The sequence below is a fragment of the candidate division WOR-3 bacterium genome (assembly GCA_039801085.1).
Classification (GTDB): domain Bacteria; phylum Hydrothermota; class Tepidihabitantia; order Tepidihabitantales; family Tepidihabitantaceae; genus JAOABP01.
The window spans coordinates 34,708-51,229 of sequence record JBDRTY010000001.1 but is presented as its reverse complement, the minus strand read 5'-3'; the positions used below and the strand labels follow the sequence as shown (position 1 = coordinate 51,229).

15 protein-coding genes are annotated in these 16,522 nt (G+C 54.2%); 7 read left to right on the top strand and 8 right to left on the bottom strand.

Going from position 1 to position 16,522, the window contains the following annotated elements; all coding sequences use genetic code 11:
* Nucleotide 1: 1 nt before the first annotated feature.
* Genes ABIK48_00260 through ABIK48_00250 form a run of 3 tightly spaced genes read left to right on the top strand, consistent with a single transcriptional unit; the run spans nt 2 to nt 6,104 of the window.
* A complete protein-coding gene (locus tag ABIK48_00260; protein MEO0020594.1) occupies nt 2–2,884 on the top strand; it encodes a hypothetical protein in 2,883 nt (960 codons plus the stop codon).
* 12 nt (nt 2,885–2,896) lie between these two features.
* On the top strand, nt 2,897–3,949 hold the full coding sequence (locus tag ABIK48_00255) for a PorV/PorQ family protein (GenBank protein MEO0020593.1): 1,053 nt from the start codon (nt 2,897–2,899) through the stop codon (nt 3,947–3,949).
* Nucleotides 3,950–3,965: 16 nt separating this feature from the next.
* Nucleotides 3,966–6,104, top strand: a complete 2,139-nt coding sequence (locus tag ABIK48_00250) for a clostripain-related cysteine peptidase (GenBank protein MEO0020592.1) — start codon at nt 3,966–3,968, stop codon at nt 6,102–6,104.
* On the opposite strand, the gene ABIK48_00245 is transcribed toward ABIK48_00250, so the two are convergent.
* From ABIK48_00245 to ABIK48_00230, 4 genes are read right to left on the bottom strand one after another with little or no spacing between them, the layout of a single operon-like run.
* Nucleotides 6,105–7,520: an FAD-binding oxidoreductase gene (locus ABIK48_00245; GenBank protein ID MEO0020591.1), complete on the bottom strand. Its 1,416-nt coding sequence runs from the start codon at nt 7,518–7,520 to the stop codon at nt 6,105–6,107.
* 16 nt (nt 7,521–7,536) lie between these two features.
* Nucleotides 7,537–7,872 (bottom strand): thioredoxin, encoded by a 336-nt coding sequence (gene trxA, locus ABIK48_00240; protein MEO0020590.1) that lies wholly within the window; start codon nt 7,870–7,872, stop codon nt 7,537–7,539.
* Nucleotides 7,873–7,888: 16 nt separating this feature from the next.
* Nucleotides 7,889–8,725 (bottom strand): DUF4097 family beta strand repeat-containing protein, encoded by an 837-nt coding sequence (locus ABIK48_00235; GenBank protein MEO0020589.1) that lies wholly within the window; start codon nt 8,723–8,725, stop codon nt 7,889–7,891.
* Complete coding sequence (locus tag ABIK48_00230; GenBank protein MEO0020588.1) at nt 8,722–9,411, bottom strand: hypothetical protein; 690 nt, start codon at nt 9,409–9,411, stop codon at nt 8,722–8,724. Before ABIK48_00230 ends, ABIK48_00235 begins: the two co-directional genes overlap by 4 nt.
* Before the next feature lie 282 nt (nt 9,412–9,693).
* Between ABIK48_00230 and ABIK48_00225 the strand changes: the two genes are divergently transcribed.
* The 4 genes from ABIK48_00225 (at nt 9,694) to hisS (ending at nt 13,115) form a co-directional block, all read left to right on the top strand.
* Nucleotides 9,694–10,797, top strand: coding sequence for a hypothetical protein (locus ABIK48_00225; protein MEO0020587.1), 1,104 nt, complete (start codon nt 9,694–9,696; stop codon nt 10,795–10,797).
* Nucleotides 10,798–10,898: 101 nt separating this feature from the next.
* Entirely contained in the window at nt 10,899–11,531 is a 633-nt protein-coding gene (locus ABIK48_00220) for a V-type ATP synthase subunit D (GenBank protein MEO0020586.1), read from the top strand.
* The gene (locus ABIK48_00215) at nt 11,524–11,859 is read left to right on the top strand and encodes a hypothetical protein (GenBank protein ID MEO0020585.1); all 336 of its coding nucleotides are present in this window, start codon (nt 11,524–11,526) and stop codon (nt 11,857–11,859) included. Before ABIK48_00220 ends, ABIK48_00215 begins: the two co-directional genes overlap by 8 nt.
* Before the next feature lie 2 nt (nt 11,860–11,861).
* Complete coding sequence (hisS, locus tag ABIK48_00210; GenBank protein MEO0020584.1) at nt 11,862–13,115, top strand: histidine--tRNA ligase; 1,254 nt, start codon at nt 11,862–11,864, stop codon at nt 13,113–13,115.
* Here the strand turns inward: hisS and ABIK48_00205 are convergent.
* From ABIK48_00205 to ABIK48_00190, 4 genes are read right to left on the bottom strand one after another with little or no spacing between them, the layout of a single operon-like run.
* Nucleotides 13,112–13,960: an HNH endonuclease signature motif containing protein gene (locus tag ABIK48_00205; protein MEO0020583.1), complete on the bottom strand. Its 849-nt coding sequence runs from the start codon at nt 13,958–13,960 to the stop codon at nt 13,112–13,114. The genes hisS and ABIK48_00205 overlap by 4 nt on opposite strands.
* A 52-nt stretch (nt 13,961–14,012) precedes the next feature.
* Nucleotides 14,013–15,065, bottom strand: a complete 1,053-nt coding sequence (locus ABIK48_00200; GenBank protein ID MEO0020582.1) for a phosphoribosyltransferase family protein — start codon at nt 15,063–15,065, stop codon at nt 14,013–14,015.
* A 4-nt stretch (nt 15,066–15,069) separates the two neighbouring features.
* Nucleotides 15,070–15,732: a dephospho-CoA kinase gene (coaE, locus tag ABIK48_00195; GenBank protein MEO0020581.1), complete on the bottom strand. Its 663-nt coding sequence runs from the start codon at nt 15,730–15,732 to the stop codon at nt 15,070–15,072.
* Nucleotides 15,732–16,520: an electron transfer flavoprotein subunit beta/FixA family protein gene (locus ABIK48_00190; GenBank protein MEO0020580.1), complete on the bottom strand. Its 789-nt coding sequence runs from the start codon at nt 16,518–16,520 to the stop codon at nt 15,732–15,734. Before ABIK48_00190 ends, coaE begins: the two co-directional genes overlap by 1 nt.
* Between the last annotated feature and the right edge of the window lie 2 nt (nt 16,521–16,522).

Below are 16,522 nucleotides of genomic sequence, written 5' to 3'. Positions count from 1 at the left end.
GGTGAAGAAATTGCTTAATTTAACCATCGCCAGCCTGTTGTTGCTGGCGCTTCTTACACCGGTGCTTGCCAGATCCGCCACCCCGGTGAAATCGGGTAAGCGGATTTATGATATGAAATGGCTGAACATCAACCGCTGGAAGTGTCCGTTCTACAACGACGGCCGCTACGGAATTGATGTTACGGTCGGCACCGGTCAGGCGGGCGGTTCTTGGCCCCAGCCGCTCCACAACTGCTACATCTTTGGTGCGGGTATGTGGTTTGGCTCATTAAAACCCCGCGCGGATGAAAAAATTGACACTCTCGTCTCGTTCGGCTACAACCCCAATTCCGGTGGAACGGAAATGACGCCCACCACAGTTGCCCATGCTCCTGAAGGAGCTGGTGCTGCTGAAGACCGGATCTTCGTCTATCCGAACGACTGGCCCCCAGCTCCCCGTGATCGCTGGCAGACCGGCGATTCTAAACTGGACAGCGTGCTTATTCCTTATGAGGCATTCTCACTCCAAGACATGTGGTGCGTCTACTCGGACGGTGCTCCGGAGAACCACATCGCGCCGGGCAAACCTCAAAACATTGATGTCTATCAGGTGGTCTATGCCTGGAACTACCCCTCCAATCAGGACATCTTCTTCATAATCTACAATGTCCGCAATTCCGGGACTGACACGCTCAAACGGTGCTTCATCGGTGCGGTCATGGATCCGGACATCGGCAACGCCACTGACGACATGGTGGGCTTTATTCTCTACGACTCCATCCCGGGCGCTGGCTGGGTGCGCAATGTCGGCTATGCTGGTGACTATGATAATAACGAAAGTCCGGGCACAACTTGGGAAACGGGCACACCTGGTGTCTTTGCCTACAAGTTCCTCGACAGCCCCAAACGCGACTCAATCACTTCGACAGGAGACACAATTAAAGTACCGCTGGGTATGACCGCATTCAAGAAATTCACGATTGACATCGACCCGGTCACCGACCCTGCCCAGTATCTGACCATGGCGGGCTACGACTATCGCACTGGCGTCTACTCCGCATACGATTCAGTTGATGTCTCGCCGGCAGACAAGCGCTTCATCATGTGCTCCGGTCCATTCGACCTTGCCCCCGGACAGGTTGAAAGGCTCGTTGTTGCTGCAATCGGTGCTCCATTTGGCGGACCGAACCAGCCATGGGCAGACCGACCCAAGGACTCACTGGTTCACCTTGCCAAGGTAGCAAACTCCGCCCAGTTCATCTTTGACCAGGGATGGCTCCTGCCCGGACCTCCGGTTGCCCCCAATATCATTCTGGTTCCGGGGGACAAACAGGTGCGGATCGTCTGGGATGATCTGCCGGAAAGAACTCCGGATCGCTACTGGGAAAAGGTGGCAAGCCGTCCTGGTGAGCCGGGTTATGACCCGATGTATCGCGGTTACGACTTTCAGGGCTACATCATCTACAAATCGCGCGATGGTGCAAACTGGCAAATTATCGGACAGTGTGACTTGGCTGATTCCATCACTTTCACTTATCCTCCAGGCGGTGACTCCACGCTTCCCGACAGTCTCTGGATCAAGGCGACCGACAGTGGCATCTATTACACACTCTTGGATAAGAATGTGATCAACGGCTTCACCTACTACTACTGTGTTACCGCCTACGACTGGAACTATGTTACCACCGACACCAATGCTCAGGGTCAACCGGTCGCCTGGGATACGCTGATCCTCCGTTCCGGAATTGTCTCCAACTTCTCCACGGTCCCCCGCTGGGATGCCCCTAACTATGTCTTCCCCGAAGCCCGAATTGTCAAGGTGGCTGGCGACACATTAAACAGCGCGCTGTCCTGCACAACTACGGTTGCGGTTCCGTTCTTGGTTAACAGCGATGTCTACGAAATCCGGTTCCTCGGTCCTCAATGGTCCGGTTCCACATCAAAACCCAAATACTCCTACTATGTGGTCAATACCAGCCTTAATGATTCGCTCGTGGTTGACACCACATCCTTCGTCTATGAAATTGCCTCGCCGGCAAAGAAGATGATAATCAACCTGCCGGTAATCAACGGTATCGGACTGAAAATGGTTATGAACATGAAAATCCCGGCCACACCTTTTGATGCGGTGAGTGTACTCAGTGGCAGCTATCCGGCGGAATCACTGAAGGTCGGCAGTGCACCGGCGCAGGCATACTGGGCATTCAGAGGTTCCGATTATCGGATTGAATGGAAGAACCGTGACGGCTATCTCACTGCCCAAGTCTATGACATTACCAACGGCAACATTGAAGTTCCCTTCTCTAAATTCACTACCGCCGGTACCGGACCTCAGAACGCCAATGGCTGGTGCTTTGTTGACCGGCTGTTCCGTTCTCCAACCGACACTCTGAAAGGCACGATCGCCAACATCTACATCGGCGGCGGTTACCTCGGACTGAAACCCTCGGGCGACAGCCTACGCAGTCTCATGAACTCAATTCAGGATGGTGATGTCTGGCTCCTGACCGGCCATCGGACTGAAGGTTCGGCTGCTTTCTACAACATTCTGCGTCTGGTCTCTACCACCGGTTACGCTGACACAACCACCAAACGCAAACTGCAGGTCAAAGTGGTCCCCAATCCCTATATCGTATTTAACGGCTGGGAGAAAACATCTGACCAGCGGGTGATCAAGTTTACCCATCTGCCCAACCGTTGCACGATCAGAATCTATACCACCTCCGGTGACTTGGTAAAGGTGATTGAACACCGTGATACAAATAAACAGCCGCTGGATGAAGGTGGCACCGCCACCTGGGATCTGGTCAATGACTATGGACAGTTGATTGCCTCTGGTGTCTACATCTTCCATGTTGAGTCCCCTGCTGGAGAATATACCGGCAAGTTCATGTTCATCCATTAAAGGGAGGCAGAGATGAAAAAAGGATTAAAAATCGGCGTTATCAGCCTGCTGTTTGTGTCGGTTGGCGCCTTTTCCGTTGCCCAGGCTGCATTCAGCAAGGTGGCAACCACCGGCGCTAACTTTCTGAAAATCAGTGTCGGCCGGGCTTCCGGGATGGGCGATGCCTTTACCGCACTTGCGGATGATGCTTCCGCCACCTGGTTCAACCCCGCCGGTCTGGCACACATCAAGCGCCAGGCACAGGTAAATCACGCAAACTGGTTTGCCGACCTCAACCATGACTACCTTACGGTTATCCTGCCAGTAACCAACTTCGGCACTGTCGGCATTTGGGCGAACGCTCTGACGATGGGGGAAATTGAACAGACGACTGTTGATGATCCGAAGACACCGGTCCGGGAAGACGAAGGCACCGGGCTTACGATCGGCGCCAACGACATCGCCTTTGGAATCAGCTACGCCCGCATTATCACTGACAAGCTCTCATTCGGTCTCACGGTCAAGGGTGTCCAGCAGACCATCTGGGATATGGGTGCATCGGCAATCGGCCTCGACCTCGGACTGTTCTACAACACCGGCTTCAAATCGCTCCGACTCGGTGCTGCAGTAACCAACTTCGGCACTCAGCTGGCATTTTCCGGTCCGCATCTCGATTATAACTTCTACTGGCCTGATTCGGGACCGAGCCAGCTTCAGGGCTCCTACAAAACTACACCCGCTCCTCTCCCCACTGCTTTCCGGTTCGGTGTGGCAATGGATCTCGTTCAGACCTGCCCGCACCGGCTGACAGCGGCAATTGATATCGTTCATCCATCCGATATCAACGAAACGGTTAACTTCGGTCTCGAATACGGACTGTCAGAAATGCTCTTCCTGCGCGGCGGGTATATTCTGAATGTTGACCAGAACTATCAGCAGAAACTGGGAATGCTCACCGGTCTGTGTGCCGGCGTCGGCATCAGGGGTAAACCGGCGGAAGGACTGGAGCTTGGTCTTGACTACTCCTTCCGGTATTATCAGTACATCAAGCCGGCACACCGGCTTATGCTGACGGTCGGGTTCTAAAAACGTATTCGCCGCAATGGCGATCCGACAAGCAGGGGGATGGCTAACCATCCCCCTGCTTTTACTTCTGTGTCCTGTCTACGGTGCCCAGTGGACCGTGGGTATCTACATGTGTGCCGACAACGGCATGAGCGAACAGGCATATGAAGATCTCCGGGAAATGCTTACAATCGGTTCGACCAGCGAAGTCAACATCATCGTTCAGGTTGACAACGCCGCCCGGGACACCAATCCGGGTTGCCGTCGTTATTATGTGCGGAAATCGGTGCTGGACCTGCTTGCGGACTTGGGGGAAGTTGACATGGCAGACACCGCCGTGCTGGCAGATTTCATCGAATTCCTAGGCACCCGCTATCCGGCTTCAAACTACCTGCTGATCCTCTGGGACCATGGTAATGGCTGGCGTGCCGGCTATGGACCGCAGAGGGCGGTATTCATTGACGAATCCCATGGCCACATGATGGGTGTTGCCGGAGGGGAACTCCGGAAGGCAATTAAAAACGGCGTTGAACAGCTTGGGCGGAAACTCACCATCATCGGATTTGACGCCTGTCTCATGGGTTCAGTTGAAATCGCAGCTGAACTGATGCCCTTTGCCGATTACCTCCTGGCATCCGAGGCGGTGGTTGAGTGGGATGGTTTCCCCTATGATCTTTTCCTCGGGCGTCTGACCGCACGACCGAACTCAACACCGGAGGAATTTCTCCCGGAATTCTGTACCGACTATATCAGCTCTTTCCCGGGGGAGAATGTCTGCCTTTCCGCTCTTGACCTGCGCCAGTTCGAACGGGTATTGAAAATTCTGGGTCCGGCCCTGCAGGACAGCCTGAATCCGCAGGCAACCGGCTACCGGCTGGCACGAACCGGTGTTCAGACTTTCCCCACCGATGCGGTCCGTCCTCCTTCTGTCCGGGACGAGCAGATTGACTTTATTCACTTCTGGGAACTGGCACCCGGTACTGGTCTGAAATACCTGCGTTCAACGCTCAATCCGCTGGTTGTCGCCAACGCCACTGGCGGCAGCTTGGGCAATGCTAAAGGCGCTGCCGTCTGGTTTCCTTTCGGCTATCTTGATTTTAAAACCAAAATCAGCGAATACCGCCGGCTGACCTTTGCCGATTCCATACCGTGGCTGAAATTTCTCAACAGCTACTTCGGCTGTGATGATGTGAAACCTGAGGCTCCGGAAATCACCCGGCACCGAACTGGTGGACGAGGGGACATCCGGCTCTGGTGGCGGAAAAGCTGGGATCTGGCATCGCTAACTTACGAACTGTATCAGGTAACCGAACCGGAAATCATACTCCTTGACCATGGAGACAGCCTGAACAACTGGGAAAGTGACGGCTGGAGTCTGTCCACCCGCTACTTCCGATCCCCAGCCCGGGCGTTCTTCTCGGGATCAGCCAGCAATCTGAACTGCCGACTGGAACTGAAAGACCCGCTCCATCTGCCGCAGGGAGGACTGCTCTCATTTTATGGATTCTACTCCACTCAGGAGACCGAAGATTCAACCGGCAATATCCGCCGGGATGTCTGCTATGTTGAATGGTCTAGCGACAGAACCACCTGGCAGCCGCTGGACTCAATCTATGGTGATGGCGAAAAATGGCAGGAATTCCGCTATCTTCTGCCCGCCACTCCGCAACTCTATCTGAGATTCCGATATCAGACTGACGCCGAAATCAACCGGCTCGGCGTCTTTATCGATGACATCAGAATTGAGCGGTTTGCCCGCCTGCGCCGGGCATTGACCACCAGTGATACTACCGCCTATCTTTTTAACCTCGCCCGCGACACCTCAGGCTATTACTTTCTAGTGATTGCGATTGACTCATTCGGCAACCGCTCCCGTGTCAGCCAGTACTATTCCGTCAGAATCACCAGCTGGGCAGAACCCTATACCCTGCCGGCACCCTTTACCGGACCCTGCCGGTTAATCCTCGATTTTCCGCCGGAGGAGATACCGGATGTCTTCATCTACACCCTTTCCGGCACTCTGGTAAAGAAATTCTCCCGGGTTCAAAACCGGGAAATTCAGTGGAGCGGCACCAACGAGCAGAACCGGGAAGTTGCCGATGGTGTCTACATCGTGGTCGTTCAGGGAAAAAACTTCAGGAAAACCGGCAGGATTGCCAAAGTCCGCCTGCATTAACTAATCATCAGGCAGTACCTTGCCCGGATTCAGGATATTATCCGGATCCAGTGTCTGCTTCAGGTGACGCATCAGCCTGAGCTCTGCCTCCCCCAGTCCCTTCTTCATCAATCTCTTTTTCAGGGCACCGATTCCGTGCTCGGCGGTTATCTGACCGCCAGCCCGGACCACAAAATCAATCAGTTCATCAACTGCCCGGTTCACCCGCTCCTGCCAGCCCGCCCGGTCAGACTCATTCCGGCAGAAGTCAGTATGGATATTACCGTCACCGATATGCCCGAAAGGCACAATCACCAGTCCAAACCGGGATTCCAGCTGACAGATAAACTCAACCGTCTCTGCCAGCCGGCTGACCGGAACAACAATATCCTCAGCAATCACCTCCGGGTAAAACTGTTTCAATGTCTTTGCCAGCGAACGGCGTGTCTTCCACAGCCGTCCCTGGCTTGATGCATCCTCGGCAACCAGCGGTTCGTCCGTGCCCAGCGCCATCGCCATCTCCCCCAGCCTCAACGCATCTTCACTTACCACCTCCCGGTCATTCCCCTCCAGTTCAATCAGCACCTGAACTGGCGCATCAGGAAATGGCAGATTTTCTTCCAGCACCCTGATGCTGGCATCAGTTCCCTTCTTATCAAAAAACTCCACTACTGCGGGCATCACCCGCCGTTCCTGCACCAGCCGGATTACCAGCTCCACCGCCTGTGTCATAGTCCGACAGGGGACGAGCAGATCCACCTGATAAGCCGGCTTGGGCACAAGCCGGAAGGTAATCTCAGTCACAATTCCTAGAGTTCCTTCCGAACCAACCAGCAACCGGTTCAAATCATAGCCGGTGGCATTCTTGCGCAGCTTGCCGCCATAATTGATCACCGAACCATCGGCAAGTACCGCCTGAACTCCGGTAACATAGTCACCGGTAACACCATACTTGAACGCCCGGGCGCCACCGGCATTTGTCGCCACATTACCGCCGATTGAACAGTCGTCAAGCGAAGCCGGGTCAACGGGATAATAGAGACCGTGAGCAGCGCATGCCTCCTGTAACCTCGCGGTAACAACTCCTGGTTCGGTCCGGACCATGAGATTTTCAGTATCAATCTCCAGAATCCGGTTCATCAACTCCATACTGACCACCAGCCCGCCGTGAACCGGCACCGAACCGCCTGCCAGACCGGTGCCGAGCCCGCGCGGTGTCAACGGTATCCTCTCGCCGCGGGCAAATTGAACAATCCTGGCAACCTCCTCGACGCTTACCGGCTTGACCACCGCAACGGGGACACATGGAGGGTACGGACTTTCATCGTGACTGTAATCCATCAGCAGCTCAGTCTCGGTGATCAGCCGATCGGAAGAAACAATCTCTAACAGCCTGTCAACCGCCTCGGGTTTCAGCCTGTTATTCTTGAATATCAATTAATAAGACCGGAGGTTATCGCAGCAGTTCCTCAATTTTGGCACTCAGCACCGCTTCGGGCAACGCCCCGATAATCCGGTCAACCTCCTTGCCTTCTTTGAAGAACACCAGCGTCGGAATGCTCATGATGCCGAACTTGCCGGCGGTCTGGGGATTCTCATCCACATTTACCTTCCCCACCTTCAGTCTCGGGGCATACTTTTCTGCCAGCCGGTCAATCACCGGTGCAATCATCCTGCACGGTCCGCACCACGGTGCCCAGAAATCAACCAGCATCGGTACGGTGGAACCGGACACCTCGATCTCAAAATTGTTATCGGTCAGCTGCAAAACATTCTGATTATCTGCCATATATCCTCCATTTTATTTAATAAATTAGACCACCGGTAGTGTGACTCCGGTTCTGAATCAAAATATCACCATTGGTAGTGGTGACGGTCACGCTGGAGGCACCTGAACCTATCCTGGCTCGAACCCGGCTCTGACTCTGCTCTTCATATTCAGCATGAAAACCGGTAATCACCACTGTACCGTTACTGGTGCTGGCAGTAATCCGGCAGGAGACATCCGGTGGCAAACTCAGCACCACCCTGCCGTTGCTCGTATTCAGACTTACGCTCTTGACCGCCGGCAGATCACTCAGATCACATTCAACTTCACCATTTGATGTATTAACGGCCACCCCCCCCTCATGAACCCGCACATGCACATCCGCATTCGTCGTCGAGATGTATCCGTCCCCACCGGTACCGGTAAATTCCACCGCCCCGTTACTCGTAATCACCGTCACCCCTCCAGTAATGCCGGCAACGGAAACACTTCCATTGCTGGTGGTGATACTCACTCCTGCATTCTCAGGAAGGCTGGCAGTAACATTCGCACCCTGCGGCACCGAACTTGCCGGAAAATTCACCCGTAAATGCCACTCCTCTCCGGTAACGCTCTCCACAACCGCAATCTGCTCCAGACGACGCTGGGCATCCTCCCGGTCCTTGCCATAGGCATATCGGACAATCTGAATCTGAGCAACACTTTCGGCACTCGGACTGACCGTTACCGCACCATTTTTGGTCTCGACATTTACCTCCCGGAAACTTTCAACCGCCCGGGAAAATGTACCGGTAGCATCAGCCTTGTAGGTATAAAGACAGGCAAAAAGCGCCAGTAGCCCGGCACCTGCAAGCAGACCCATCCGGTTTCTCATTCGGTCTCAACCTCGGGCGCAGGAATGATCGTGAACCCCGCTGAAACCCAGAACCCGCGAATCCTAGAATCTGGTGTCCCGAGCACCTCGCTCCCGTCGAGCAGACACCACCTCAATGCAAATGGCGAATAAAGATACCCGCCCCTCAGCGCCACCCCGTATTTCCCGGCTTTGGTCGGCAGATTCAGACTGATTTCCAATGCCGCCAGCCCGGCAGGCTTGATCCCTGGAGAAAAACTCGCCATCCTTCCCGGTACCCTGAGCAAACTGTCCAACTCAACATCGCCTTTTAACTGCTTTACCTGAAAAGCAGGCTGGACACCGCCCAACCCGATCATCGGCGTCACCGTCATGAAACCAAAGATCGGCAGTTTCAAACCGGCTTCCCCCATAATGCTCCAAGTTTCAGTTCGCAGCTGGAAAGAGTCATTTCTCACCTGCTCCTGTACCCGGAAATACATCGGACCGATAAGAATGTTACCTCCGGCAAGGGAACGCAGTTCCACACCCCAGCCGTAAATTCTCCTGCTGAACTCAGGAAGATTATTCCGGACAAACACCTGATTAAACCCCTGAATATCATGCTCAAATGCACATCCGAACGGCACCAGCCAAGCTTCAGGTTCCTGCGCACTCAACCGTAAAATACCGACCGCAAAGCTTACCACAAATGCCGCCCATCTCATCGTCAAAATAGTATATGAACCCGGCGCTCAAAAGTCAAATCTGCTGTCCGAAACACAGTAAACAACGCCTTATCCACACTTAAACCCCATTCCACCTTCGGTCTATATATAGTGTTGAAACTATTAAAACACTAAACCTTGTGGTGGGTTATTACCGGGTGTATTCACCATCCGATCCGTAAAGTAAATGCTGAATCAATCAGAAACATCGTGCAAATGGCTGAGTTGACAAACCCCGTATCCGTGGCTATTGTTATCTGTTAACCTGCAAGGAGGTCAGAAATGAAACGCCGTGTCCTGTTACTGTCCTGGGTGTTAATTTTTGCTCTCTGCGGAAGACCGCCGGTGGTCTGGCAGACCTGGATTGACACCGGAACCGATGAACGGTGCGTGAAACTGCTTACTGCTGATGAAAATCTGCTTCTTGTTGCCAATCTGGGACGGGAGACAACGGGCAGGTCGGTCGGACTAGTCCAGTTTCTTGACCAGCATGGCAGGTTAAGAAGAAAACTGAACTTTGCCGAGGGCAGTTACAATATCCTGAAAGATGCTGCCCTTGACCATCAAAAAAACCTCTATCTCTGCGGGTACACCCGCCTCTATGATACTACAATCTGCCTCGTGATCCGTGTGGGTAATGATGGCAGAACCCGGTGGAAGAAAGGACTGTCACTGGCAGAAGCATCATGGGCAAACGGCATCTGTTCATTGAAGGATGGAGTTGCGATCACCGGTGGCATCAGCACGGCAGAGGGTAACCAGCTATTTATCGCAGTCCTGGATTCCTTTGGCACCACCCGCTGGACACGCACCTATTCTTTTACTGAACCGGCTGAGGGCTGGAAGATCAAGGCAGACGCTCAAGGTAACCTAACCGTGCTCGGCAGATTCTGTTCCGGGCCGGATATTTTCCTCATGCGGCTGAAACCCGGTGGAGAAACACTCTGGACCCGGCACTATGACTCCGGCGGAAATGATGAGCCGGGGAATATCGCTCTTGATCAATTTGGCAACATCATTGCGGTCGGCACCGCCCGGATTGGAGATTCCACCCGTTGCGTAATTCTTGAATACACCGCTGATGGTGGCGCAGTGCGCAAAGTTGCCTATGGTGAAAATGCCCAGGCTGAAGGCAACGACATCGGTATCAGCCCGGACGGCACAATTATCATCTGCGGTACCCTGCTCAGCCCGAAACAGCACCAGCTGCTGGTATTTGAATACCTGCCCAACGCCAGTTCCATCTGGGAGCGCCAGTTAAAACTCGACACTCAGACCAAGGGGGTTTCAATTGCAACCAATGGTAAACTGCTGGTTGCCGCCGATGTTGTCCGGCAAACAAAAGATATTGCGGTCCTCGAGCTGGACTGGCAGGTCAAACATTAAAAGCACGCACGCTGCCATTTCCCCGAGTAAGCTGATTCCCGCATCAGAAACTAAAATGCCAGAACTTTGACATTGGCGCCTGATTTTATAAAATTCACCTGATGCGACTCGCGGTCAACGCTACCCGAATGGAGTTGATGCGTCTGCGCCGCCGGCTGGCAATTGCCCGGCGCGGCCACAAACTCCTCAAGGATAAACAACAGGAACTCATGCGGCGGCTGCTGAAACTGGTCGAGGAAATCCGGGAGCATCGCCAACGGGTACAGGAAGAAACGCGCAGTGTCCTTGCCCGCTTCGCCCTCGCCCGCAACTCTTACCCCGGAGAGTTTCTCCGGGAAGCGGTAATGAAACCGACCCGCCAGGTGGAAATTGCCGTCTCGACCCAGACAATCATGAACATCCGGGTGCCGGTTTTTACCAAGAAAGTCAGTGGTGTGCTCCGTTGCTACGGCTTTGCCACTACCTCGGGCGAACTGGACATCGCCCTGCTCCGGATGGAACAGCTCCTCGATTCTCTGCTCGTCCTCGCCGAAAAGGAAAAGGCGGTTGAAATTCTGGCAACCGAGCTGGAACGCACCCGGCGCCGGGTCAACGCCCTCGAATTCGTCCTTATCCCCGCTCTGGAAGATGCGGTCCGGGTGATCACCTTCCGGCTGGCTGAAGCTGAACGCCAAGAACTCACCCGGTTAATGCGGATCAAGGAAATTGTCCGAGGCGAGGAAACCCGTGGCTAAACGCCGCCCCGCCAAGATTCTCTTCGTTCTCTGGATTGTCATTACCGTCATCGCCCTGCTGCTGCCTACTGGCAGACCGCCACGACTGATCCAGCGCGGCCTGGACAAAACTATTCACACTGCGCTTTTTACGGTCATGGGGGTTCTCGGCCAAGCGGCAATGCCATGGACTTCGCTTTTGCTCACACTGCCCCTTGCTGCCGGTGTCGAATACCTTCAGCGTTTACTCCCCACCGGTAGAGAATATAATCTGGTCGACCTGCTCTCCAACCTCATCGGACTTGGACTCGGTCTGGTTTCATATGAACTCTCAACGCGGTTGAAGTAACCGTGCTCCGCCATACCCGCCCCAAAGGCACTCAGGATTTCATCCCACCCCTCAGCCAGCAGAAACTGCTGGTGGAAAACACATTCCGTCAGCTTGCCGTAATCCACGGCTTTCAGGAGATCATAACCCCCACGTTCGAACATACTGAACTGTTCATCAAATCCTCGGGCACCGGCTCCGACATTGTAATCAAGGAGATGTACTCATTTCAGGACCGTTCCCAGCGCAGCCTCACCCTTAAACCCGAAGGTACGCCTGGTGTAATTCGTGCGGTTCTGGAAAACCGCCTTGCTCTTCCTTGCCGGCTTTATTATATCACCCCCTGTTTCCGCTACAGCCGGCCTCAGAAAGGCCGATACCGGGAGTTCTACCAGCTGGGCATTGAGGCACTCGGTGAAGCCAGTGCCCGCACCGATGCCGAACTGATCCATTTCGGCGTCCGCTTCTTCTCCCGGCTGAATATCACCAGTCTCACAGTAATGGTAAACTCAATCGGCTGCCGCACCTGCCGGCAGGATTATCGCGAAAAACTGCTTACCTTTCTGCGTCTCAACCGGGAGGCGCTGTGCCCGGACTGTCAGCAGCGGATTGAATTAAACCCCCTGCGGGTCCTCGACTGCAAAAATGATCACTGTCAGACCCTGCTCCAGAAGGCTCCGGTCCCCCGGGAGTACCTCTGCTCCGACTGCCAGACACACTTTAATATTGTCATCAATGAACTCGCTGTCCGCCAGCTCCCCTACAGGATCGACGACCATCTGGTCCGCGGCTTGGACTACTACAACCGCACGACCTTTGAGTTTATTTCCGATAAACTTGGTGCCCAGAACAGCCTTGGCGGCGGCGGACGCTATGACTACCTGATTGAAGAACTCGGCGGCCCCCCCACCCCCGCGAGCGGACTGGCAATCGGGCTTGAACGGACCATGCTCGCAATGCCTCAATCGGAAGCAAAGACCGACAGACGGCAACTGGCATTTGTCATCTGGACATCAGAAAACGAACTCCGGCCCGCAGTCGACCTTGTCGATCGGCTCCGCGAAGCCGGCATACCTGCGCAGCTCAGCTTTGACAGCCCGAAACTCAAGCGTCAGCTGCATCTTGCCGACCTTGCAGATGCCGCCTTTGCTGTCATTGTCGGCGAGGAAGAACTGAAACGGGGCGTCTATGGACTCAAAAACCTTATTACCGGGGAACAAATCGAAATTCCTGCTCCTGAATTAATCTCCAGACTTAAACCCCTGCTCGCTGCCTAATCACAACCTGCCAGCACGAACTCCTTAATTGCAAACGCACCATTTCCCTCCATCACTACCGCAGCTGTCCAGCGTCCCATTGGTGCCGGCGGGAGTTCCAGCGTAACACAACCCTCCCCGCGCGCATCCCGCTCTGCCCAGTGCTCCTTTACCGCCTTCAGGCCCGCAAATTCTTCACTCTCTAGAAAATCCAGACGCGGCTCTTCGCCTCTCGGCCAAGCAACCAGATAGACCTTCACCTCACCCCCGCCCTTTGCTTCCCACTCGTAGTCAAACACCAGACGTCGGACTGCCCCACGCAGAAACGGCGCCATTACCACCGGCCGGTTCTCAGGTAAAGGCATCAGCCTAGTATTACTCTCCCGGGAAATCAGCTGAACATAACCAGCAAGGGGAACCGCTTCAGCCGATTCCGCGGGCGGCGCTTTCGCTTGAATCATCGGCGGTGGAACTGCTGCCAACTGCTCATTCAACTCCCGTTCTTTCAGGTTCTGAATCCACTCCTCATAATCCTGCTCTCCCTTGTCACGGGCGTGATGCGTGCATACCGGGATCAGATTATCAACCGAAATCCTGCCACCCTTGGAAATCGGCTTCTTGAGGGTCAACGTATTGTAACTCCGGAAACAACCCGGTGCAGAGCACACCGATCCCTTGTGGGCAATGACAATCTGCTCCAGTTCCGGCGGCCACTTGGCTCCCGCAATGTAGGCAAAGGGATCCTCATCCGGGGTCGGAGGATAATGACGCAAACGGCACTTCCGGCATACTGTTTCTTCCCTATGCCGCGCCCACTCCACCTCAAGTGGGTGACCGCAGTCAGGACAATGGTAATGCCACAGCATCTTACCTCCTTTGGAAATTAAGCCTCAGATAAATTGTTATAAACTAAAAACTCTATGTCAAGTTTTTCATTATCGGGGTAAAATTCAACCCCCGGCGCCGGTGCCATTCCTGGGGATCGGCAAAATAGGAACAGACCTCGGCATACTCCCCATCAGTAAGACAGCTGATCTCGCGCGGTATCTTTTCGGACAGCGCCGCCTCCCGGTTGGTCAGCGAATACAGCCTGACCCCGGCATGCGCCAGCTCCTCCTCCCCACCCTGCTGGCGGTCAAAGATCACGAAACAGGCATCAACCTGCGCACCCCAGTGACGGATCACCTCGACAACCTGCGTCTTGGTCCAGCCATGCACCAGTGTATCATCCACGAGCAGCACACGCTTCCGGAACAGCTCATGCTGCTTCACCCCTTCAAACGGACTTGCCTCCGGGTAACGCAAATGACGCCGGGCAAAAAACATCGGCTTATTCAGTTTCTGCGCTAGCAACGCAGCGAGTGCAATACTGCCGGCTTCAATGCCGCAGATGACATCAAAATTGAGATTACGAACTAAAAGGGCGCTTGCCGACAATACAAAATCCAAGACCGCGGGATAGTAGGAAATTCCCTTGACATCAATGTAAATCGGACTGTAATTCCGGTTCTCATCCACCTTAAACAGCGGTCGCAGATCACCGAGGCTTACCTTTATGGCGCCCACCTGCCAGAAGATCGCAGCCACCGTTTCCGCCAGGTTGCCGGACATGACTTTCCGAACCAGTTCCAGATCCGGGACAACAATCCTCTGCTCGCGCAACAGCCGGTAAACTTTGCTTGCCTCCTCAGCCGGCAGCTCGATCGCCAGCCGGGTCTCTTCCAGATCATAGATTACATGAAAGCGTCCAACTTCCCCTTGGAGACCGGAAATGCAATAACTCTCCGCATTGGCCTCCCGTTCCGGAGGCCCGACTCCAGTCGCCTCCGGATTCACCAGCTGTTGATAAATCCCGAAAAAATCTACTACCATTTCATGCACTTCTCGAAACTCAAGTATGTAAGGGGTTACCGCCCGGACCAGTCGGTCCTCAAGCTCCAATTCCCGCAGCGGAACCTGACTCCACCTCACCGGTTCAGTCTCCGTGAGCAAAAGAACTGCTTCTTTTCGCTTTCAGGCGTTCCAACCGGTTGGAATAGAAATAATTCCAAAGTGCCCGGATTTTCCGTTTAAGTTCTGCCAGCGAACCGCAGTTCTCGAGCACAAAATCGGCTTCGGACCAGAATTTCGTATCTGAAGCCTGCATCTTCAGCCGCTGTCGGGCATCTTCCAGACTCAGACCGCTCTTTTTCAGTCGGGCAAGCCGCAGCTCATCCGGTGCAGTGACCAGAATTGAAATATCCATCTGCCGGTGCAATTTCCAAGCAAACAACAGCGCTGCATCCACCACCACCAGCCCCTCCCGACAGTTGGCAATTTCTTCCTTGATTTTTTTCAGCAGCGGGGGGTGCATGATCCCGTTAAGCTTTTTCAGCGCTGCTGGTGAGGAAAATGCCTTTTTTGCCAAAGTTTTACGGTCAATTTCCCCTGAACGTTTCAGAATCTCCCGGCCAAACGCACGAACCAGTTTCTGATATTCCGTCGTACCCTTACGCAGCAGACTTCGGCCGATGCTGTCCGCATCAATCACCTTTGCCCCGTAACGCCTGAGTTCATTGACAACTGTTGTCTTACCCGATCCTAAGTTTCCACCGATCCCGATCAGCAGCCGCTCCTGAGCGAGTTGCCGGTCAAACATCAGACAACCTTTGCCTCATCGCGTAGCAACCGGACCAGCTCCGGCACAACCTGATTCACATCCCCCTCCAGTATCTTCCCGGGCTTGCGCTCGGGCGGTAACCGGTGGCCCATACACTCGACGCGCCGCGTCAGCTGGGAAGAATCAACCCCCAGTGTATTTCTGTCCCACACCGGAATCTCCTTCTTTTTCGCTGCCATCATCAGCTTCAGTGTCGGATACCGGGGCTGAAACTTTCCCTTCTGTACCGTTACCAGACAGGGGAGCTTTACTTCAACAATCTCCGTTGCTCCTTCAATCTCCCGATGGCACACAAGTTCTCTTTGGTCCAGCCGGTTAAGTTCCACCTCCGGCACGACCGCGCAGTGCGGAATATTCAGAAAATGGGCGATTGTCTGCGGTACCCAGGCAAGATCATCATCAATTGCCTGCTTGCCGGTCAAAACCAGATCAAACCCCAGTTTCTTCACTGCCGCAGCCAGCACCCGTCCGATACTCAGCCCGTCCAGTCCTTCAAACTCGCTATCCCATAATTGCACCGCCTCATCAACCCCCATCGCCAAGGCAGTGCGCAGTGCCATTTTCACTCTTTCCGGTCCGAGGCTGATTACGGTAATTTTGCCCCTGCCGAGCGTCTCCCGGATCCGCAACGCCATCTCCAGTGCATACTCGTCATACGGATTAATTACCCACTCCACCTCATTTGTATCCACCAGACCCGTCTGGGGATTTATTCTGATCTTGGTCTCGGTCGACGGTACCTGTTTAAGACAGCAGATTATATTCATAC

What these genes read in the sequence shown, in the direction of transcription:
- ABIK48_00250 (MEO0020592.1), top strand. Translation starts at nt 3,966, where the DNA reads ATGGCGATCCGACAAGCAGGGGGATGGCTAACCATCCCCCTGCTTTTA.
- trxA (MEO0020590.1), bottom strand. Translation starts at nt 7,872, where the DNA reads ATGGCAGATAATCAGAATGTTTTGCAGCTGACCGATAACAATTTTGAG.
- ABIK48_00190 (MEO0020580.1), bottom strand. Translation starts at nt 16,520, where the DNA reads ATGAATATAATCTGCTGTCTTAAACAGGTACCGTCGACCGAGACCAAG.
- ABIK48_00235 (MEO0020589.1), bottom strand. Translation starts at nt 8,725, where the DNA reads ATGAGAAACCGGATGGGTCTGCTTGCAGGTGCCGGGCTACTGGCGCTT.
- ABIK48_00255 (MEO0020593.1), top strand. Translation starts at nt 2,897, where the DNA reads ATGAAAAAAGGATTAAAAATCGGCGTTATCAGCCTGCTGTTTGTGTCG.
- coaE (MEO0020581.1), bottom strand. Translation starts at nt 15,732, where the DNA reads ATGTTTGACCGGCAACTCGCTCAGGAGCGGCTGCTGATCGGGATCGGT.
- ABIK48_00220 (MEO0020586.1), top strand. Translation starts at nt 10,899, where the DNA reads ATGCGACTCGCGGTCAACGCTACCCGAATGGAGTTGATGCGTCTGCGC.
- ABIK48_00205 (MEO0020583.1), bottom strand. Translation starts at nt 13,960, where the DNA reads ATGCTGTGGCATTACCATTGTCCTGACTGCGGTCACCCACTTGAGGTG.
- ABIK48_00230 (MEO0020588.1), bottom strand. Translation starts at nt 9,411, where the DNA reads ATGAGATGGGCGGCATTTGTGGTAAGCTTTGCGGTCGGTATTTTACGG.
- ABIK48_00225 (MEO0020587.1), top strand. Translation starts at nt 9,694, where the DNA reads ATGAAACGCCGTGTCCTGTTACTGTCCTGGGTGTTAATTTTTGCTCTC.